Raw genomic sequence first — 19290 nt, 5'->3', positions numbered from 1 at the left:
ATCCACTTTTATAACCACTGTCGACCACAACGAAGACTAAACAAGCTGACTCCGGTTGCGTACCGACGCCAGCTTGCTGCCTAGAGGCTTTTTTCACTGTCTACAATTCGGGGGCTTGACCAGCATCGTTAACGAGCGTTGGCAGGCGTTTTTTTCATTTACAAAAAAAGAGTTCTTCGGTATTATGGTTTACATTGCGTAACTATTTACACATAGTAAACCATTGAACAAAGGAGAACTTCTTATGATTCGGCGCATTGCACATTCCACCTCTTTTCCCCTCTACATTCTGATGTTCAACTTGTTTATTGCCTTGTTGGGCCAAGGGATGGTCATCCCGATTCTTCCCGATTATCTCAAGCAATTCGATGCGGCCGGGACGGCAGCCGGTTATCTGGTCGCTGCATTCGGGATGGCTCAATTTCTCTTCTCCCCCATCGGGGGACAGTTGTCAGATCGCTTGGGCCGAAAAAAGCTGATCATGGCCGGCCTCTTCCTGACCGTCCTCGCCGATCTCCTCTTTGCCGTCTCGCACAGCCTGCTGCTCCTCTATGGCGCCCGATTTATCGGCGGAATGGGGCTTGGGTTAATGGTTCCGGCTAACATGGCCTATGTAGCGGATATCACCACTCGCGAGACACGAGCCAAAGGAATGGGCTACCTGAGCGCCGCCATGAATCTTGGCATGGTGCTGGGTCCTGGCATCGGAGGCTTCATTGCCGAGCTCGGCATTCGGGTTCCTTACTTTTTCGCTTCGGGCTTGGGTCTCATCGCGACCCTGCTCACCTTCTTCCTGCCCGAAACGGTGACCGGGGAGCTTCGTCAGACCGCGCCAAAACAAGCCGAGCGCGAATCGATCTGGAAGCAAGTGAAAAGCTCCTTTCGGTTGCCCTATTTCCGTTATCTGCTCCTGATCCTGGTGATGACCTTCGGATTGATGAACTATGAAACGGTGTATGCCTTGTTTGTAGAGAAGAAATACGGCTTTCATGCTCGTGATATCTCCATGATCATCACCGTCGGCGCCGTGATCGGCACGATTGTTCAGGTCTGGCTGCTGGATCGGTTCATCAAGTGGCTTGGGGAAATAAAGCTCGTCCGGATCTCGTTGATCATGGCCGGAATGGCCCTCCTGCTGATGCTGGTGAAGGTCAATTTCCTCTATCTCCTGGCGATGTCCGCCTTGTTCTTCGCCTTCAACTCGTTTTTAAGGCCGACGGTCAGCTCCCTCATCGCCAACTCCGCCGGGAATCGCCAGGGTTACGCCTCCGGACTCAACACCACCTACATGAGCGTCGGAAGCATCCTGGGTCCGGTTATCGCAGGCGGGCTGTTTGACAAAAACATCAATTTCCCCTATGGTTTTGGTGCAATCATCCTTCTGGCTACCCTATTCATCACGGTGAACAGACCCAAACCAGAGAAAGAGCGGACCGTTGCCCATGAATGATAATTGGCACCAGCAAGTAAAGAACAAAAACCGGGGAGACCTGCTCTCGGCGGCCAAGGAGCTTTTCGTGAAGCAAAGCTTCCTTCAGGTGAGCATCACCGATGTGTGCAGCCGGGCTGGAGTTAGCCGGGTTACGTTTTATAAGCATTTTCAATCCATGGACGACCTGATCGTAGATGTCCAAATGGAAGTGTTGGAGAGCATGACCGCCTATGTTCAAGAGGCAGCCGCCTGCGGCCAGAATGGCAAAGCCAAGCTTCGCTCCATGCTCGATGCCTGGATGGATTACGCCCGACAGCAGCCGGGAATCATCAAGTTCATCCTCCTGTTTGATCTGCATTATCAGAGCTACGAAGGAAACCAAGCAGGGAAAGAACGGTTCGATCGGTTCATCCAAGAGAAGAAAGACCAGCATTTCCTGATCGAAGCGTTGGAGACCGGCAAACAGGACGGGTCGCTCAAGCCCGATCTTGAGGGAAAGGAAACGGGACTCTTCCTCTTCACCTCCATGATGGCCCTGCTGCAGAAGTTCTGCTTAGCTCCGGCTGACCCCTGGAATGATCGCTTGCAGGAACGGTTTGTGGACATGCTCATGCAGAATGTAAGCAGGAAATGATGGAGCGGATGGTACTTGAAACCAAACAAATGCTCGAGCTCTATTTGAACAACCTTCAAGTCAACGTTACCGGATTTGGCTTCAACCAGGTTTGGACGGATTGGAGAGAGCTGGACTATACTCCCGACTACAATAAGTTTTACTTCATACAGGATGGAGAAGGCTGGCTGAAGATTGGGGACGCAGAATTCACTCCGAAGCCGGGGCAGTGGTTTCTGATGCCGCAAGGAGTCCGACAATCCTATTCCTATACGCAAGGCCCGCGTTACACGAAGTATTGGTGTCACTTTACTGCGAGGATTGGACAGACCAACCTGTTCGATTTGCTGCAACTCTCCCTTTATATAGAACCGAATGAGCAAGCAGAGCCTTTGCACCTGTTCAGGGATTTGGTTGCATCCCCTGCGGGCGGGAGGGTTACCTCCCCGCTTCATTTGAAGGCAGCCATGCTCAAATTGATCGCTTATTACCTGGAGCATGCGATCTTAAACACGGAGAGCATTGGAACAGTCGAGCATTCGGCTACCATGATGAAGGTGATGGACTACATGAACGCCCACTATCGGCGGAACATCACCATCTCGGAATTGGCGGAGCTTGTGCATCTGCATCCTAACTACTTGATTCGCGTATTCAAGCAGCACTTCGGGACATCCCCCATTCAATACGTCAACCGAAAAAGGATAGAAGAGACCAAGTGGCTCCTGATCTCCACCGATCTCCATCTATCCCAAATCTCTAGTCAGGTCGGGATCAGCGATGTTTCGTATCTGTCCCGATTGTTTAAAGCGCAGACCGGATGCTCGCCAACCGCTTACCGGATGGGGCTTCGCTCCTAATCATTTTACATTCCACCTCCCGGAGGTTTCCCATTCCCCTTGATGAAGCTCGAGGGTAACGCCTGGCGCCGCAAAGTTCAAAGCAACCGTTGCGTCCCGGTAGGAAACCTGGATGGTCCCTTGTTCAGCTGCCTGAATTCGGAAGCGTTGAAGGCAGCCCTCCTTCCACTCCAGCTCTACCTCATATCCTCCGCGTGCCCGAAGTCCGCGAACAGACCCGTTCGGCCATGCTTTGGGCAAGGCCGGGAGCAGTCGAAGGACCCCCCCATAGCTTTGGAGCAGCATTTCCGCGATACCGGCCGTCCCGCCAAAGTTCCCATCAATCTGAAAAGGCGGATGGTCACAGAACAGATTGGGCAGCGTGGAAGAACAAAGAAGCTCTTTCACATTCTCATAGGCCAGCTCCGCCTCCTCCAATCGCGCCCACATGTTCAATATCCATGCCCGGCTCCATCCGGTATGGCCGCCTCCATAGCTCAATCTTCTCTCCAATGTGATTCGAGCCGCCTTCGCCAGCTCGGGGGTAGCCTCTGCTGTGATTTGTGTTCCCGGATGCAAAGCGAACAACTGCGAGATGTGCCGATGTCCTGGCTCCACCTCTTCATAATCCTCGCTCCATTCCTGAATCTGCCCGTGCTTCCCAACAACGGGCTGCGGGATTCGTTCCAGCGTGTGAAGCAGTAGCTCTGCAAACTTCTGATCCGTTTGCAAGATTCGCGAGCTTTCTATACAACGGGTAAAGAGCTCGCGAATGATTTGATTGTCCATGGATGCCCCGTAGCACAATGCCCCGGATTCGCCATTTGGGAGAACATACCGATTTTCCGGTGAGGATGAGGGACAGATGCCCAACTGTCCGGATGGTACTTCCGTCAGGTAATCCAATAGGAAAGTAGCAGCCTCTTTCATTGTCGGGTATGCTTTTTCAAGAAATGCAGGATCTCTCCCATACTCATAGTGATCCCACAAATGCAAGGAAAGCCAAGCTCCCCCCATGACCCAAAAGGTAGAGGTGATGCAAACATCCTGTGGAGCGGAATCCGCCCAAATGTCGGAATTGTGATGAGCTACGAATCCTTCACAGCCGTACATGACTTTGGCGGTTGCTCTGCCATTGGAACGAAGCCGTTCAAGAAAGTCAAATAATGGTAGATGACATTCCGCCAGATTGCAGCTTTCCGCCGGCCAATAATTCATCTGCGTGTTGATGTTGATGGTGTACTTGCTATCCCAAATGGGCAGCATATGCTGATTCCATATCCCTTGAAGGTTGGCGGGCAGCGAGCCGGGACGGCTGCTGGAGATAAGCAGGTACCGGCCGAATTGATAATAAAGGCTGAACAATGCGGGATCCTGCTCGCCCGCTCTTAGCCGCTCCAACCGATGATGGATGGGCAGACGGCTCAACTCGCAGTCGTTTTGGTCATTGTGCAGATGCAGCTCCACGCGGTTGTACAAGGATTGGTAGTCCGTTACATGAGTATCGCGAAGCTGCTCATAGGATTTTGACGAAGCCTGATCGAGCCTTTGCCGGCACACCGTCTCCAATTGGTCGACCGGAACCCGAAAATCCGTGCAGGCCGCGACCAGGATCGTAGCCGAATCGGCTTGCTGTACGGATATCTGGCTGCCCTGGCAAAGAAGAGAGCCCCCTTCCGCCAGCACTCGAATGACACAGCAAAATCGAATGCCTTCCTCCCCACCGCTTCTTCCCCGAATGACCAAATCTCCCGGCTGTCTCCTCTCAATCCGATCCAGATTCGCGTGGAAGGCAACCGGATGCTGAAGGATGTCAGACCACGGGCCAAGCTCCAACACATTCCCCCTTCCAAACAAAAGGGAGAACGCCAGCTTCCCCGGTTCGCTGGACCTCAGTTGAATCGCCATAACCTGATCTGGATGGCTGGAGAAGGATTCATGAGTATAAGATCTTCCTTCTTTGTTGTATTCCACCTGGACAAGCCCCTGTTCAAGATCGAGCTGTCTTCGATAATCAGAGGCGACCCCCTCGATCGTGCTCATGTCCAGATACAAATCTCCCAGTGGTTCATAATGACGTTGACCGTCTGGTACCCCGACAAAAGCAACCGCTGCAAGCTCCTCCGCCTTCCGGATCTGTCCCGAATAGAGTAGCGCTCTTATTTCGTCCAGATGTTTGAACGAGAGGGGATTGTTTCTTTGCATAGGGCCGCCATACCACAGACTGTCCTCGTTCAACTGGATTCGCTCGATATCCGTTCGGCCAAAGACCATACCGCCCAGCGTTCCATTCCCAATTGGAAAAGCTTCTTCCCACGTTTCGGCAGGCTGGGCAAACCAAATTTTGTTTTCCTTCATAAGGACGCACTCCCCCGTGAATTCCGATATAAAGCTTATTCTGCCGATGTTTGATTCGGAAGGGAACGCACAATTCTAACTTCTGTTATGCCGATTCTATCTTAATCCACCAAGGCGCGTTCGACGGCAGCACGAATACACTCTCTATTTGCGAAAAAAGAGACGCTCCTCCGTCATCCTGGATGACGAGGGAACGTCCACTTCACAGCTTGAGTATGGATTCACTTCAGATCTTCGATCGATTTATTCTCCAGCTTCAAGGAGAGATAGTTGAAAACCTTTCGTTCTGCTGCAACCTCCATGATGAAGCGATGCAGCTTTCGATTTTGAAGGATGCTCTCAAGCTCGCCTTGTACGATGGACTCATCGATTCGATCGTTCGCTTCTTGCACATGTTGCCTGGACTTCCGGCTATGAACCCGCTTCGCTTCCAGCAGCCAAGCCGCATAACGCTTGAAGCTTTGCTGCAGGGGGCTGACCGATATCCCTCTTCTCGCATACAAATCGATCATATGGCTCAGCAAGATATAGAGTTCATCCTGCAATGGCATCATGTTCCGGTAGATAGCGTGCGGAAGAGCCGGGGGGATCGCATACGCTTTCGCCACCTCATGGAATCGGGCCGATAGTTCGCGTGAATAGGAAGGAAGCGGGTTTCCAGAAGGACGATCCTCCTGATAAAGCCTCTCGATGTGGGGCAGCAAGTGAGGGAGCCTCCCCCTCACCGTATCCAGAAATAGTTCCTTCTGCCTTCCGGGACGCAGCGTCAGTCCCCCCGGCATCATGAAGTCGACCTTCAGCTCGGTCAGCTTCTGCATCAATGCTGCTAGGTGAGCGGAATGGTCCGTTAGAAAGGGAATGAACGGCATAGCCAGAACCCCGACATGCATTCCTCGCTTTTTGAACTCGGCAATCATTTCTAACCGTTCCTTGACCGAACTGGCATGGGGCTCGAAGATTTGTCTCATCTCGTCATCGAGAAAAGTGAGGGACACCATCAAGATAAAGCCATTTTTGTGATGAACCTTCTCCCACAAATCAAGATCTCGAAGAATCAGAGACGATTTCGTCAGAACGGATACAGGAAATGGGTGCATCGCCAATAATTCGGCACATTGCCGCATCAGCCCTTCCTTCCCTTCCGAAGGCTGATAGACATCGGTAACCCCCGAACCAAACGAGACGATGCCCCTCTCTTTGACCTTTGGCAGCTCCAAGGCCAGCAATTGCGGCAGGTTGCTTCTGACGATAATGTCGGTCTCAAAGTCACCCTCAATATAGTACTTTTCCGCACGACCGTCACAGTATTTACAACCATGCTGACAAGCCCGGTAGGGAGCCACGCTATATTTCCCTAATGTGAACGGATTGACCCATTGCTCTTTTCGCAGTGCTTTCTTGATCTCTTTATGCTGAAGCTTCACTTCCGTCAAATGATCATACCCTTTGGTTGGATTTCGAAATGCGAGTGGACTAGCGGCTAATCCTGAACCATGGCGACCGCTCGAATCCAGGAAGCACCGCTGCCGGTCAGCTTCACAGGAAAGCAGCTCACCTTGAAGTGAAAGGGATGAGGCACTTGATCGAGGTTGCAGAGTCGTTCCATATGGACATATTCTCGATGTCTCCCCAATACATGGGCAGGCCACAAAAACTCCGAATTCCCTGTAGCAAAGTAGTCTTCTATCATGTGAGGAAAAGGCCGATCAAATCCGTAGCAATCGATCCCCATCACTTTAATTCCTTGATCAATCAAGTATTCCGTCGCTTCTGAGCTCATCCCGGGAGCATCGTGGAAATAGGCGGGGGTTCCCCATTTTTTGTCCGTCCCCGTATGGATAAGAACAATATCCATCGGTTTCAGTTCATAGTCAAGCTTTTCCAATGATTCCACGACATCGCGAAGCGTAATAAATTCCCCGGCTCCCTTGTGAGTCATATCCAGAATGACCCCATCCCCATAAAACCACTCCAGCGGCAGCTCGTCTATCGTTCGCGCTCGATGTCCCTCGCTCATCGATCCAAAATGTTCCGGGGCATCCATATGGGTTCCGGCATGGGAGCTTAAGGTGACGATCTCCAAGGAGAGAAACTCCTCGTCGGGAAAAGAATGACGGCTCAGTCTCCTTTTGCCTGTGAGGTAATGGATTAGACTCTCCACATTTCTTAGGATAGGTCTCCGTTTGCTCCAAATCAATCCTCGGCCAATGGCATCCGCACCTTCCCGATGCCCCGTTCGTACGATCTTCACATCGACGGGCTCGCCTGAGTTCTTCTCCAAATTCACACTCAAATCGATCATTTTCATGGTAGCTCACCCGGTCTGGTGCTGGTCGATGATTTCAAGGGCTTTCCCTAACGCCAGCGTGACCGATGGCAAGCCCACGATTGGCATGGCATAGAGAATGGCACTTATGATTTCATCCTTCTTGGCTCCCGCTTCCAGAGCAATTCGAACGTGAGTATCGATGCCCCTCACCGCCTTGTCTGCTGTAAAGATTCCGATCAAGATTAGTTCCTTTGTCTTCAGGTCAAGGGGAGAGTAGCCGTCGATGGATTGGGTCAGCTGCCGAAAAGCCTGTGCCACCTCCGGCGCTTCCTGAATCAAATTCTGCATAGGTTCCCGCCTTTCTTCATTCAAGACCATTATTGTGCTGTAACCCGGTCCCCCGCAGCAGCCGTAGGCGCCAGAGGAGCCGTTGCGAACAGGATGACCAATGCATCCGATCCCGTATTCTCCATCCGATGACGCAGCCCTTTCCGAACAAGAACCGATACGTCCGGGGAAAGCTCGATGGCCTTCCCCTCTAGATAAGCTGTCCCCATGCCTGAAACCACATAGAAGGCTTCCTCACCATAATCATGAACATGCTCCAGCAAGCTTTCCCCTGCCTGCAAAACAAGCTGCCCCATGATTAATTGGGTCGATTGCACCGTTTTGGGTGAGATTGTGACTTTGATGCGCCCTCCCTTATTGGTAAGCGGCGCTACTTGATCGGCATGAATCGCATCCGTGAGCGTTTGAGTCACCGTGTATCCCTCCCCCATTCTCACTTGAGAATTCGTAACGCATTCAACCCGACAATGTTATCAATATCTTGTTTGGTGATTTGCTTGACCCCCATCATCAGCCGCATGGGCAGCGGAATGGAGACCTTGTTCAAGTACGTGAGCACTTCCTTCATATTCGGAGTGGCGGTCCAATCCGAGCCCCATAGGATCTTCTCGCTGCCGATGATGGCAATCATCTTGGACAGCTCCATGCGAAACACAGCCGGGCGACTATGAATCAGAACGTTCGCTACCGCTGTGATGGTCAGGTACATATTCTTGTGCCGGCTAACCATGTTGTAGCATAGATCGTTCCAGGGATGACCCATATGCTCGACAATGAGAACCAGGTCCGGGAAATCCACCGCTACATCATCCAACAAGATGGGATTGTTATGCTTCATTCGAAAAATGCAGCTGGGGGTAATGCCCGTGTGAACACTAACGGGAATATTCAGCTCGCAGCACTTTTCATACAAGGGATACAATTTCTCCGGGTCATTCAGATCAAAGCCGCCGTAATCATTGGGGTTCAGCTTAAACGCATGAAGCCCCAGCACCCGGATGGCGTGATCCAGCTCCTCAACCGCCGCCTTCGTATCCTGGTTCGGATCGACGCTGGCAAAGCCCCTGAACTTGCCTGGATAGGTTCGAATGGCTTGAGAGATTTGCTCGTTTGACAAGACCTGATAGCCGAGTATTTTTTCAAAGCTCAGTTGGTGAAGCCAGCTCATTTGAACGTGATTTTCCTCCATGCATGTGAGGTAATCCTCCAAAAAGTTGTGGTCCTCTAATAGGTCACCGTTTTCCGAGCCGGCCATTTCCTTGAGCGTGGCAAGATCCTGAAGCAGACAATCCACCTCATAGGTCTTCTCGGTACGCATCGATTCCAGCACTTTGTTCTCAGGGACTCCGAAATGGGCATGGGTATCAATAATCAGTTGTCGACTCATGTTCAACCCCCTATCAAAAAGGGTGTGATTTCGTTTGCAACCAGATACGGCTCTTCCATATACATAAAATGCCCCGTTCCGGGGATGATGGCCAGATGGGCATCCCCAACCAGACGTTGAACGATCTCTCCGTCGCTTGGCGGGGTTGACTTATCCATTTCTCCATAAATCAACAGGGTTTTGTTCCGAATACGCCCGGCCGCTTCCGTCAAGTCCGGATGCTGCAGCTGAATGAGATTCATATGAACGTGGTATTCCATCCGCAACCATTGGTCGAGAACCCTGTTCTTCACCTCCTCGTATCCTTCCACAAAGAAGTAGGGAGCCGCCCTCTTGTTGGTTTCCTGCAGCATCCTTTTGAAATTCTCTCTCGTGAATTCCGGCCGCTGGAACTTGACCTTAAAGCCAACGGATGCCCCCATCAGGACAAGGCGATCCACCAGCTCCGGATATCGATCCACCAGAGCAATTGATACGGTGCTGCCTAGGGAATGGCCGATCAGGTGCACCTTGTCAAACCCCTTATTACGTATAAAGCCGGCAATCTCCTCCACAAACAGGTCAATCGAGTAGCCTGTATCCGGCTTGTCGCTATTTCCGTGGCCCTTGAAATCAATGGAAATCACTTCTAAGCCGCAAGCTTCCGCAAGCAACGGAGCCAATTCACGGAAGTTCTCCTTGCAATCCCGATTCCCGTGCAGCAGTAGACAGGGGTGTCCGCTCCCCGTTTGCTCGAACGCCAGCTTGATTCCATTCACCACTTCATAATGCTCCGTACTCACGGCTCCCTTATTCATGAGATCAATTCCTCCATCTCGATTCCCATGCGCTTCATTTCGTCAAGGAGCATCGCTCTGAATTCTCTTGGTGTCTCTTCGAAGTTCGCCTTAACCAGATCAGGCATCTCCACCCTCTCGGACTTCCTCTCTCTGGCATACTTTTCTGCTCTCAATGTCGTAGAAGCCCGCGCACTGTTGCGAATGAATTCCGGTTTCTTCTCCAGGAAGAAATTGAGCATTCGCGAGACCTCCTCCGGCCATTCCAAGGGGGCTTCCTCCTGATCATGAAGTGCTCCACTGGACACCGCTTTGAGCAGCTCCTTGTACCGCATCAAAAGCATCTCATTCTCGCGCTCGTCATAGTTCAGGACTTTCGCAGCGACCTGATGACAATGCCGGCATTCCACTCCGCACAGAATGTTTCGGCAATCCTTTTCCTGACGAATGAAATGATCCAGAAACCCGTCGAGGCGGTTGTTATCGATCTGAACCCGCCGGGAAAAGAGCAGCTCGCGCGATTCCAGCAAATACTCTTTCTTGTAAGCTACCGTGTTCTCCATGATGGTGCTGTTGGGCGGCAAAAAGTTGGACTTGATCCGAAAATTCAGAAGGTTATCTAGCGGCCCGTCATATCTTCTGTCGGTGTAGGCTTGGGCGATCTCAATCAAGAGATCCGTCCGCTTCATTCGCTCGGTTATTTTGAAGTTTTCAAGGCCGATATTCTCGTAATGCTCGGTATCTTCCGGTCGGATCCAGGGCATTTTTATGATTTCCACCGGGTCCTTGATCGACATTTCCGTGCATTTGAGCATGCAGTAATCAAACACAACCCCGTTCGAAACATGACCTTCTTGGGAGGCATGGCTTTGAGAATTGGTATGCGTGGTTCGATAAGCACAGGCGGCCATGCATACGTTAGTGGCGATCAATTGGAGCGTGCAGCTCAAATGCCGGCGCAGCGTCTTCAACAAGGGGAAATTGCGATTCAGCCCTTCCGGCAAGGTAATCTCGTCCACACCCATCTTTTCGAACTGGATTGCCTTTTGCAGCGTATCTACGTAGGAAAAGGTAGACAAGCTAACCTTGATCTCCGGAGCGATCTGCTTAATGACACTGACCAGGTAGGGCATAGCTACGGTGACCCAATCAACCTTCATCTCTCGCAGCCATTCTATCGTTTCAAAGATTTTTCGATTCGTTTCCCGAGTGAACTCCAAATTATCCATGCAGTTTGTATTCAATAAGTAATTGAACTCAAGTCCCAGATCGTGTGCGAGTTTAATATGTGCTTGAGCACGCTCCCGAGTGACGGGGGGAAGGGATAAGGTTGGCCTTCCCCCTCCGAACAGATCACTGGATATTTTCCCATACACGACTTTGGTTTTTGTTTCTTTTAGTCCGTGCAGCAAGCTATCATCAAAATTTGTCCCTACGGATAGCTTCATATAGAAATAACCCCTTCCGAGAATTAGGTTCGTTTAACTCCCTTGGTCAACGGATTTCGGTTCATTCTGGCTACTTCCTTGTAGTTATCCGAGATGAAAGCTCTGCAAACGTTATTTCCGTACAGCCTACCCTTTCGGGTTAATTTCACGTCATAATCGTCAATCTCAATCAAGCCTTGGGCTTGCAGGTACGCCAGCTGCTCCGGGAATTTCTCCTCAATGGTGATGTTGAATTTCTTCTCGAAGATCGCCTTGGAGACCTTGAGCATTCTCAGCCCCTTGGCCATCATTCCATACATCTCATCCTCAACAGAAGCCTTCTCGCCATAAATGATCGGATAGTATTGATTATCAATTTGCTCGCAGTATTCTTCGAGCTGGCCGTTGTTGATATACATATAGTTGTTTAAATAACCAAAAGCAGACGGTCCCAACCCTACCAATTCGCTTTGGCGTGAAAAGTAGTTGAGTGCATGGATATTCACTTTGTTCGGCAGGATGAAATCATATACGCTGTACTGCTCATAACCTGCCTCAAGCAGTCTCTTCTCGGCAAGCTTATAGAGGTAGATCTCCCTGCTTTGATCCCCGACGGGTGGTTTCCGACCATTATCAATGTCCTTCTTAAACTTCGTAAACGGCGGGGTCGTAATCGAAAACAAACAAACGTGCTCAATCCCCAACTCGATGGCTTTGTCGATATCCGCCAACCACTGCTCATCGGTCTGCTCCGGCATATTGTAGATGAGATCGATCCCAACATTATGGCAGCCAAGTTCATGAGCATTCTGGATGGCCTCTAGCGCTTCTTCCACCTTGTGATGCAGCTCCATCACTTCGGTTAACTGCGGATCAAAGGTTTGAACTCCGAGGCTGATCCGGTTTACACCCGCAGCAAAGGTGGCCTCCATCTTTTCCCTTGTATAGTTCTCAGGATTGCCCTCTACTCCGATCTCTACATCTCGCGACAGTCGGAAGCTGCTCTTGCATTTTTCGATAATGGAGCATAGCTGTTCCGAGGTTAGGGCGGTAGGCGTTCCTCCGCCAAATGCAATACTGCTGAATTCCGTATCCTTCACAAAGGGAGTGTCCGCGTACAAGTCGATCTCCTGGAAGAGAGCCTTCAAGTAATTCGCGACCTTCTTTTCTTCCTTCAGGTATTTGTTAAAAGGGCAGAAGGCACAAATTTTATCGCAGAACGGAATGTGGATATAAATGGTTGCATTCTTGTGATTTGATTCATTTCGATCGATCAGGCTAAGACCGGCAGAGGCTTCCCCCGCAGTCGGGCTCTTGGAGAGGGGAGGATAGTGAGACAAGCAAATGGGTTCTCGATAGTCCAAAAAAGAGTCGACGACCGCAACAGATTGACATTTTTCCAACAGAAGCCCTCCTTAAGATAATGGTTGTTTCGTTTCCTTCTGCAGCTTCTTTTCTTCACGAATCTGCAATCGGGCTTGCACGGGCTCGCTGAGGAGCTCTCGCAATGCTTGGTTCGCCACCCAAACCGAGTTTTTCGTGCCGAGCCTTTGCAGCTCCCCTGCACACTCAACCGCTTTCTTGTTCAGGGGGAGATTGCGCTTCCCGATTTGCCGCAGCGCCCAATGCATCGCCTTTCGGACGAAGTTTCGGTCATCCTCTGAATGCTTGATGATCTGTTCGAAAAAGGGAGCGAATTCCGAATCCGGCAGTTTTTTATGGGAGACAGAGATTCGGGCCATGAGGACGAATCCGGCTCGCTTGACGAATTCCTCTTGCCTGGAGCTCCACTCCATTGCTTTTTCGATAGCAAAGGGTGTTTTCTCGATCAGATTGCGGCAGGTTAAGTCGCACACATCCCAGGAATCAAACTCGCCGGACCAGCTTTCAAGCTGCTGCTCGGTCACTTCGCGCGGATTATCCACCATCGTTGCGAGGATTCTGGCCTCGTGGTAGCCGCTATTCCACAGCTGCAGCGCAAGCTCATGATTCCGGCCAACTTCCTTGGCAAGCTTTCTCATAAGCGGCAAAGTGACTCCAAGCGCCTGATCGGGATTAATCCCGATACGGATCATCGATTGCAGGGTTTTGGGAGAGGATAACTCCCTTAGTCGATCAACGATCTCCATGGTTCAGGTCCACCTTCTGCCCCATGTCGCTCTTCTCAAAATGGCGCATCACAGGAGCCTTGTTCGCCGATCGGATGACCGCAGTCAGGAGCAGCATGGCTACCGCCAGAACCGCCCCGAGCAGGAAGCTCAGCTTATACCCGAAGGCTTCGTAGAACACCCCGCCCAGGATCGGTCCAAGCGCGACCCCAACCCCTTGAAGCGTTCGGAAGGTCCCCAGTGCCGCTCCAATTTCCTTCGGATTCTTTTGCATGACCGTATCGGTAATCACCGTATTGAATATCGCCAGAACGGGACCTCGCGCAATTCCAACAAAGGCGAATACGATGGAAAACGTGATGATATCAAACGGAAGGAAATACAGCAAAACCAAGGCGGCGATGATCAGAAACTGTGCGATGACCAAGGCGCGAATTCTGCCGAATTTATCAGAGATGTTCCCAAAGACCACGGCCGATATGCCGGTCACGATTTCAAGCGGGATAAACATCAGACTGACATACACAAGGGAGTAGTCATGAGCATCCGCGATAAAGGGAACCATGATCACCGCATAGACTCCGATAAACAAATACCCGGTGGCGATGATACACGAAATCGAAACCTCCTTGTATTTCAGCCACTTGAACGAGTTCACGAAGGCTTTCCCGATGGTGATCGATGTGTTTCGTTCCCCCGTATTCTTTAACTTGAGGGTTACCAGCAGAGACAACACCTGAATAGCGGAAAAGATCGCGAACGTCGTGCTCCAGCCAAAGGAACTGCACAAAAACCCGCTGATGATATAGCCTGCCGCCGATCCGATGGCTATCGATGAGGTTACGATCCCCATGACCTTGCCCCGTTCCTTCGGACTGCTGATATCCGGGACAATCGCAAAGCTTGGCGTGATCATGAGCCCTCTGGATATCCCAAACAGGGTCCAGCCGATGGTGAACATCAGAACGTCTCGGGATAGAGTTACCACCACCAGGGAAAGGATCGTCACGATGATCGCGATCAGGATCATCTTCTTCTTCCCGTACCGGTCAGCAAGAACACCCGAGGGAATCGCCAGCAAGGTCATGAGCAAGGAAGATACGCCCGCTATGGAGCCAACCAAGCCTGCCGTTATGCCGAATTCTTCCGACAACACCTGAGCAATCGGGAAAATGCTCATCATGATGCAAAAGAGCCAGAAAATGTTGTAGTACAAAATACCGATTGTTCTCTTCTCGTTCATGAGCTTTCACCAATCCATTCTGATTTTTGTCAAGGTCGCGTGCTGATGCAGGCTTCGGTGTCGTACAGCTGAGCGCTGTTGATCTTTTCGAAGATGGCTTCGAATTTCGCAAAGACCGCTTCCTCCGAGCCAGCCACCACATGGAGCGCCTTGTCTGCGTAGTGGTAACAATGCTTGCAGGTTTCCCCGCAAAGCTCATTCCGGCAATCCTTGCCCGACGTCGCAAAATAGGAAAGGAAGCCGTCAAGCTCTCGGTTATCCAATTCGATTTTTTGCGCGCGGATCAAGGTATGGTATTCCGCAATGATTTCATTTAATGGAGGGGCATCTTTCTTCTCAGGTCCCTTTTTCCCCCATGCCTGAATCATGCCGATATTGGCTTTTCGGTAGCCCGGGCTGTTACGGAAATTGAGGAACCTCGCAAAATCTCCATCACATCTTCGTTTGTTGTAGCCGTTCACGATTTCAAGAAGAGCGTCGGTGGTCTTGGAGCGCTCGGTGATCTTAAAGTTGTCGATGCCGATCTTTTCGTAATAATGCAAGTCTTCCGGCCGAATCCAGGGAGCCTTGATCACTTCCACCGGGTTTTTGACCAGGTGCTCGGTGCATTTTAAGGTGGAATAATCAATGGGGAACCCTTTGGCGGAGTAACTGGTTTGCGATAAGTGACTGGCGCAGTTATCGTGGTAGGCTCGATAGGGGCATGATGCGAGGCAGGTGCTCGTGGTCAGCAACCGAAGGTCGCAGGTCAACTGATTGCGAAGCAGGGACAGCAGCTTGAAATTTCGATTCAAGGCGACAGGCAAGGAGATTCGATCTGCTCCCATCTGCTCGAAGCGCTTGGCTTTTTCAAAGGTATCCACATAAGCAAAGGTAGAGATATCGACCCTGATCTCGGGAGCTCTTCTCTTCACCATATCGACCAGGAAGGGAAGGGAAACCGTCACCCAATCCACCTTGATCTCCCGGAGCCAATCGATCTCTTCAAAAATCTGAGGATAGACCTCGTCGGTCAACTCCAGATTCCCCATGCAATTTCCGTTTAACAAATAGTTGAACTCAAGCCCCAAGGAATGAGCCAGCTCTACATGCTCGCGGATCTCCTCCCGGCTGATGTCCGGCAGCAAAAACGGCGGCCTTCCTCCTCCGAAGATATCCTGAGCCAGCTTTCCGTACACTTCCGTCGTTCGTGTGCCCTTCAAGCCCTCCAGAAGAGCGTTATCAAAATTTGTGGAAACAGATAGTCTCACAAGATCACCTCATTTCGAATAGTTCGACTTTCGCAGCCAGTTAATGGAACTCTCTCGATGATGATGACGGCAACTGCATATTTCTCATGATGGCTTATGCTGATTTGAATTCGTTGATCGGGTTCCAGAAAACGCTCGATCGACGGAGTCCGATTCACAAACGGCTTGCCCGCCGCATTATTGCAAACCTCGATCTGGTTGAAATCCAGTCCGCTGGCCATTCCGGTACCCAGTGCTTTAAGTAAGGCTTCCTTCGCGGCAAACCGTCCAGCTAGAAAATGATCAACATGCCTTTTCTTCTCCCCATATAACCGAATTTCTTCGACAGCATAAATGTTGTGCAAAAAGACATCTCCATGCTTTTTGAGCATCCGGTTTATGTAAGAAACCTTCACCATATCGATGCCAAGCCCTTCGATCATTGCACTTTTTGTTCCAGAGAACGGTTCAGTTCAATTCTTTCAATCACTTGGCCGATCGAGAAATCCGTCAATTCCTTATCGGGAATGAAGATGCGATACTCTTTGGAGATTGCGGTTGATAAATCGATAAGTTCCGTCGAGTCCATTTGCAATTCCTCAAACGTCGTGGTCAGGTCCATTTCTTCTGTGATCCCCATGTCGTGGATCATTTGCTTCAGCCATTCGAAGATCATGATTCGTTCCTCCTCTTCCTAAAGTGTTAGATTTCTTGCTTGAGTACCATAGCGGCTGAAACGCCGCCCAACCCTCTTGAGAGGACGAGTGATGAACGCACCCGGCTCTCCAGATTTTCGTGTTGAACAAAACGCAACGGGCACCTTTCATCGGGTTCAACCAGATTCGCCACTGGTGGAATGATGGAATCCCTCATCGTTTGCACCGCCAGTGCAAAATCGATAGCCCCTGACGCACCGATGGAATTGCCAAATGCCGATTTCGGGCAGCTGGAAGGAATTTGTGTGGCTCGATCCGCAAACACGTTGTGAATGGCTTCACATTCGATGGTGTCATCCGCCTCATTCGCAGCTCCATCCAGCGATAGATAAGCAATGTCCTCCTCCTTTACATCCGAATGGCGAATGGCCGTTCGGATGGCTCTGGCATATTGACCGACCTTCACTTGATGGTCGGAAGCTCCCCCGCTGTTTGTCATGCCGAAGCCTTGTACACTGGCGACAATGTGGTGCTCGGCCTTTCGGCGCTTTACACTTGCTTGCGACTCGAGAACAACGAAGGCAGCTCCTTCCGCCAGCAGGAGACCGTTGCGATTGCGATCAAACGGTTTGTAGACGGCTTCTTCATCCGAATCCGTGCTGCACAGGATTCCGGATTGCTTGTAGAACGCCAACGCCCAATCGTCCAGCGGGGTTTCGACTCCTCCGGCTATCGCCATGTCAACAGCGCCGCTTCGGATGGCCTTAGCTGCATAAGCAATGGCAAGGAGACCGCTGGCTCGGTCCGCAATAACCGTTTTGCTGAAGCCTTTGGTCCCCAAGACGAGCGAAAGATGGCCTTGAGCCGCAGCGGGAAACCAATTGCTGGCGAGGTAGGGGCTAACAAATTTCGGTCCTTCTCGATGAAGGACTTCCAATCCCTCTCTTGCACTTTCCCATCCTCCTGAATTGTTTCCAACAAAGATGCCGATTCGATCCTTATCCAGATGCTCCAGCTCCAAGCCTGCATCCTGAACGGCTTCCATACTGGACAATAAGGACAAGACGGAAAATCGCGAGCATTTCCGAAGAAGCCTCTTTGAGAAAAGCTTTTCCGCTTCGATCCCCTTAACTTGTCCACCTGCCTTAACCAGCAGGTCTTGCGACAAATCCGATTCCAGTGCCGTTATGTAGGTCGTACTTGGGTCCAGCAGTCCCTCCCAGAATGCCTTGGTGCTATTTCCGCAAGGCCCAACCATCCCCATCCCGGTCACAAATACCTGTTCGCTCATTCGCTTCACCTCCTATGCCAATTTATCCCGGACTTGGTCCGATTTCTCCGTGTTGGAGAGGAGCATAACGGAATGGATACCCGAGAAGCCGCTGGCATTGGTCATGACGTGCGAAAGCGGTTTGGGTATTCCCTTGTTCGGAACATAGTTAAGATCGCAGCCGGGGTCCCGAACTTCCCAATTGGCCGTCGGGGGAGCGATGCCTTCCTTCATAGCCAGGAAGCAATGAATGATTTCAATAGCGCTTGCCGCTGATAAAGGATGGCCGACCATGGATTTCGTTGAACTGATCGGGATTTGATAGGCATGCTCGCCAAATGCTTTCTTGATAGCAGCTGTTTCAAAATAATCATTCTGAGGGGTAGAACTGCCGTGTGCGTTTATGTAATCCACATCCGTCGGCTCCAAGCCGCTGTCCATGAAAGCCAGGTTCATTGCCTGCGCCAATGCATCACCGTCCGTGGGCAGATCGGTCATATGGTAGGCGTTGTTCGTGCTGGAGAAGCTCACGATTTCACCATAAATCGTCGCTTCCCGCTTCACCGCATGTTCGAGCTCCTCTAGCACAAGGACCGCGCTTCCTTCGCTCAATACAAAGCCGTTTCGCAGCCTATCAAAGGGTCTGGAAGCTTTCTTGGGTTCATCATTAAAGGCTACGGATAGAGCTCCTATCGCATCGAACGAAGCAATGGTCATGTAGGTGATGGGAGCCTCTGATGCGCCGCAAAGCATAATGTCATGATCGCCGCTGCGAATGGAATCAAAGCCATACCCGATCGCATCAATTCCTCCCGTACAGCCGGTCGACATGACGAAGCATTCACCCATCAGGCCGAACTCTTCTGCGATTTCGTTTGCAATAAACGAGAACATGCCTTTCTTATAAGAAGGCAATGATTTGTCAGAGCTATAGCTCAGATAGCCTTGCTCATTCTTCAATTCCAAAAAAGATTTTTCTGAATACGGGGTATCGGCAATCGCATTGGCCATGCAGACCCCGACCCGCTCCCGATCAACAGCACTCCAGTCCAACCGGGCATTGCGAACGGCACGAATCGCACTATTCACGGCGAGCACAGTCGGTCTTCCCATCTGTTCGGAATTGGAGGGATCGGCGGTTCTACCCAGATAATCAAACTCTGGAATGACACCTGCTACCTTGCTCTTCAAGTCCATGTCCATAAACTGCTCCAGTTTGTCATAAGCAGGCATTGCGTTCAGGCTATTTTCCCAAAATGTCTCTAGCGTATTGCCCAAAGGAGTCAGCAGCCCCATTCCGGTCACGACAACTCGTTTGCTCACATCAACCACTCC

General features: G+C 51.0%; 19 protein-coding genes. 3 read left to right on the top strand and 16 right to left on the bottom strand.

The window, feature by feature from the left end; genetic code table 11:
- Positions 1 to 244 precede the first annotated feature (244 nt).
- From AAFN83_RS04335 to AAFN83_RS04325, 3 genes are read left to right on the top strand one after another with little or no spacing between them, the layout of a single operon-like run.
- A complete protein-coding gene (locus AAFN83_RS04335; protein ID WP_347767332.1) occupies positions 245 to 1450 on the top strand; it encodes an MFS transporter in 1206 nt (401 codons plus the stop codon).
- Entirely contained in the window at positions 1443 to 2066 is a 624-nt protein-coding gene (locus tag AAFN83_RS04330; RefSeq protein WP_347767330.1) for a TetR/AcrR family transcriptional regulator, read from the top strand. The genes AAFN83_RS04335 and AAFN83_RS04330 overlap by 8 nt, the downstream gene beginning before the upstream one ends.
- 8 nt (positions 2067 to 2074) lie before the next feature.
- Positions 2075 to 2905, top strand: a complete 831-nt coding sequence (locus AAFN83_RS04325; protein WP_347767328.1) for an AraC family transcriptional regulator — start codon at positions 2075 to 2077, stop codon at positions 2903 to 2905.
- Here the strand turns inward: AAFN83_RS04325 and AAFN83_RS04320 are convergent, their stop codons facing one another.
- From AAFN83_RS04320 to AAFN83_RS04245, 16 genes are all read right to left on the bottom strand, one after another.
- Complete coding sequence (locus AAFN83_RS04320) at positions 2906 to 5242, bottom strand: glycoside hydrolase family 95 protein (RefSeq protein WP_347767326.1); 2337 nt, start codon at positions 5240 to 5242, stop codon at positions 2906 to 2908. It lies immediately after the preceding gene.
- 221 nt (positions 5243 to 5463) lie between these two features.
- Positions 5464 to 6666: an SPL family radical SAM protein gene (locus AAFN83_RS04315; protein ID WP_347767386.1), complete on the bottom strand. Its 1203-nt coding sequence runs from the start codon at positions 6664 to 6666 to the stop codon at positions 5464 to 5466.
- Between the two features lie 56 nt (positions 6667 to 6722).
- Positions 6723 to 7550: a cyclase family protein gene (locus tag AAFN83_RS04310; RefSeq protein WP_347767324.1), complete on the bottom strand. Its 828-nt coding sequence runs from the start codon at positions 7548 to 7550 to the stop codon at positions 6723 to 6725.
- A 6-nt stretch (positions 7551 to 7556) separates the two neighbouring features.
- A complete protein-coding gene (locus AAFN83_RS04305; RefSeq protein WP_347767323.1) occupies positions 7557 to 7859 on the bottom strand; it encodes a carboxymuconolactone decarboxylase family protein in 303 nt (100 codons plus the stop codon).
- A gap of 29 nt (positions 7860 to 7888) precedes the next feature.
- A complete protein-coding gene (locus AAFN83_RS04300) occupies positions 7889 to 8272 on the bottom strand; it encodes a cupin domain-containing protein (RefSeq protein ID WP_347767321.1) in 384 nt (127 codons plus the stop codon).
- A gap of 20 nt (positions 8273 to 8292) precedes the next feature.
- On the bottom strand, positions 8293 to 9246 hold the full coding sequence (locus AAFN83_RS04295; protein ID WP_347767320.1) for an amidohydrolase family protein: 954 nt from the start codon (positions 9244 to 9246) through the stop codon (positions 8293 to 8295).
- Between the two features lie 2 nt (positions 9247 to 9248).
- Positions 9249 to 10043 carry an alpha/beta fold hydrolase gene (locus tag AAFN83_RS04290; RefSeq protein ID WP_347767318.1) on the bottom strand — a complete coding sequence of 265 codons (795 nt, stop codon included), beginning with the start codon at positions 10041 to 10043 and terminating at the stop codon, positions 9249 to 9251.
- Positions 10040 to 11251, bottom strand: coding sequence for a U32 family peptidase (locus AAFN83_RS04285; RefSeq protein WP_347767316.1), 1212 nt, complete (start codon positions 11249 to 11251; stop codon positions 10040 to 10042). Before AAFN83_RS04285 ends, AAFN83_RS04290 begins: the two co-directional genes overlap by 4 nt.
- A gap of 242 nt (positions 11252 to 11493) precedes the next feature.
- Positions 11494 to 12852 carry a radical SAM family heme chaperone HemW gene (gene hemW / locus AAFN83_RS04280; RefSeq protein ID WP_347767315.1) on the bottom strand — a complete coding sequence of 453 codons (1359 nt, stop codon included), beginning with the start codon at positions 12850 to 12852 and terminating at the stop codon, positions 11494 to 11496.
- A gap of 12 nt (positions 12853 to 12864) precedes the next feature.
- Positions 12865 to 13578, bottom strand: a complete 714-nt coding sequence (locus tag AAFN83_RS04275) for a DNA alkylation repair protein (RefSeq protein ID WP_347767314.1) — start codon at positions 13576 to 13578, stop codon at positions 12865 to 12867.
- Complete coding sequence (locus tag AAFN83_RS04270) at positions 13565 to 14800, bottom strand: MFS transporter (protein ID WP_347767312.1); 1236 nt, start codon at positions 14798 to 14800, stop codon at positions 13565 to 13567. Before AAFN83_RS04270 ends, AAFN83_RS04275 begins: the two co-directional genes overlap by 14 nt.
- Before the next feature lie 29 nt (positions 14801 to 14829).
- The gene (locus AAFN83_RS04265; RefSeq protein WP_347767311.1) at positions 14830 to 16050 is read right to left on the bottom strand and encodes a U32 family peptidase; all 1221 of its coding nucleotides are present in this window, start codon (positions 16048 to 16050) and stop codon (positions 14830 to 14832) included.
- A complete protein-coding gene (gene acpS, locus AAFN83_RS04260; protein WP_347767309.1) occupies positions 16047 to 16472 on the bottom strand; it encodes a holo-ACP synthase in 426 nt (141 codons plus the stop codon). The genes AAFN83_RS04265 and acpS overlap by 4 nt, the downstream gene beginning before the upstream one ends.
- Positions 16469 to 16705 carry an acyl carrier protein gene (locus AAFN83_RS04255; protein ID WP_347767307.1) on the bottom strand — a complete coding sequence of 79 codons (237 nt, stop codon included), beginning with the start codon at positions 16703 to 16705 and terminating at the stop codon, positions 16469 to 16471. Before AAFN83_RS04255 ends, acpS begins: the two co-directional genes overlap by 4 nt.
- A gap of 26 nt (positions 16706 to 16731) precedes the next feature.
- Positions 16732 to 17976: a beta-ketoacyl-[acyl-carrier-protein] synthase family protein gene (locus AAFN83_RS04250; RefSeq protein ID WP_347767305.1), complete on the bottom strand. Its 1245-nt coding sequence runs from the start codon at positions 17974 to 17976 to the stop codon at positions 16732 to 16734.
- Positions 17977 to 17988: 12 nt separating this feature from the next.
- Positions 17989 to 19278 carry a beta-ketoacyl-[acyl-carrier-protein] synthase family protein gene (locus AAFN83_RS04245; RefSeq protein WP_347767304.1) on the bottom strand — a complete coding sequence of 430 codons (1290 nt, stop codon included), beginning with the start codon at positions 19276 to 19278 and terminating at the stop codon, positions 17989 to 17991.
- Positions 19279 to 19290: the final 12 nt, after the last annotated feature.

The sequence above is a fragment of the Gorillibacterium sp. CAU 1737 genome, from assembly GCF_039888655.1.
Classification (GTDB): Bacteria; Bacillota; Bacilli; order Paenibacillales; family NBRC-103111; genus Gorillibacterium.
Note: the sequence above shows the minus strand (reverse complement) of the source record. Positions and strands in the feature narration are given on the sequence as shown.

What these genes read in the sequence shown, in the direction of transcription:
- AAFN83_RS04255 (WP_347767307.1), bottom strand. Translation starts at nt 16,705, where the DNA reads ATGATCTTCGAATGGCTGAAGCAAATGATCCACGACATGGGGATCACA.
- AAFN83_RS04320 (WP_347767326.1), bottom strand. Translation starts at nt 5,242, where the DNA reads ATGAAGGAAAACAAAATTTGGTTTGCCCAGCCTGCCGAAACGTGGGAA.
- AAFN83_RS04250 (WP_347767305.1), bottom strand. Translation starts at nt 17,976, where the DNA reads ATGAGCGAACAGGTATTTGTGACCGGGATGGGGATGGTTGGGCCTTGC.
- AAFN83_RS04305 (WP_347767323.1), bottom strand. Translation starts at nt 7,859, where the DNA reads ATGCAGAATTTGATTCAGGAAGCGCCGGAGGTGGCACAGGCTTTTCGG.
- AAFN83_RS04285 (WP_347767316.1), bottom strand. Translation starts at nt 11,251, where the DNA reads ATGGATAATTTGGAGTTCACTCGGGAAACGAATCGAAAAATCTTTGAA.
- AAFN83_RS04295 (WP_347767320.1), bottom strand. Translation starts at nt 9,246, where the DNA reads ATGAGTCGACAACTGATTATTGATACCCATGCCCATTTCGGAGTCCCT.
- AAFN83_RS04275 (WP_347767314.1), bottom strand. Translation starts at nt 13,578, where the DNA reads ATGGAGATCGTTGATCGACTAAGGGAGTTATCCTCTCCCAAAACCCTG.
- AAFN83_RS04290 (WP_347767318.1), bottom strand. Translation starts at nt 10,043, where the DNA reads ATGAATAAGGGAGCCGTGAGTACGGAGCATTATGAAGTGGTGAATGGA.
- AAFN83_RS04310 (WP_347767324.1), bottom strand. Translation starts at nt 7,550, where the DNA reads ATGAAAATGATCGATTTGAGTGTGAATTTGGAGAAGAACTCAGGCGAG.
- AAFN83_RS04335 (WP_347767332.1), top strand. Translation starts at nt 245, where the DNA reads ATGATTCGGCGCATTGCACATTCCACCTCTTTTCCCCTCTACATTCTG.
- AAFN83_RS04330 (WP_347767330.1), top strand. Translation starts at nt 1,443, where the DNA reads ATGAATGATAATTGGCACCAGCAAGTAAAGAACAAAAACCGGGGAGAC.
- AAFN83_RS04270 (WP_347767312.1), bottom strand. Translation starts at nt 14,800, where the DNA reads ATGAACGAGAAGAGAACAATCGGTATTTTGTACTACAACATTTTCTGG.
- AAFN83_RS04325 (WP_347767328.1), top strand. Translation starts at nt 2,075, where the DNA reads ATGGTACTTGAAACCAAACAAATGCTCGAGCTCTATTTGAACAACCTT.
- acpS (WP_347767309.1), bottom strand. Translation starts at nt 16,472, where the DNA reads ATGATCGAAGGGCTTGGCATCGATATGGTGAAGGTTTCTTACATAAAC.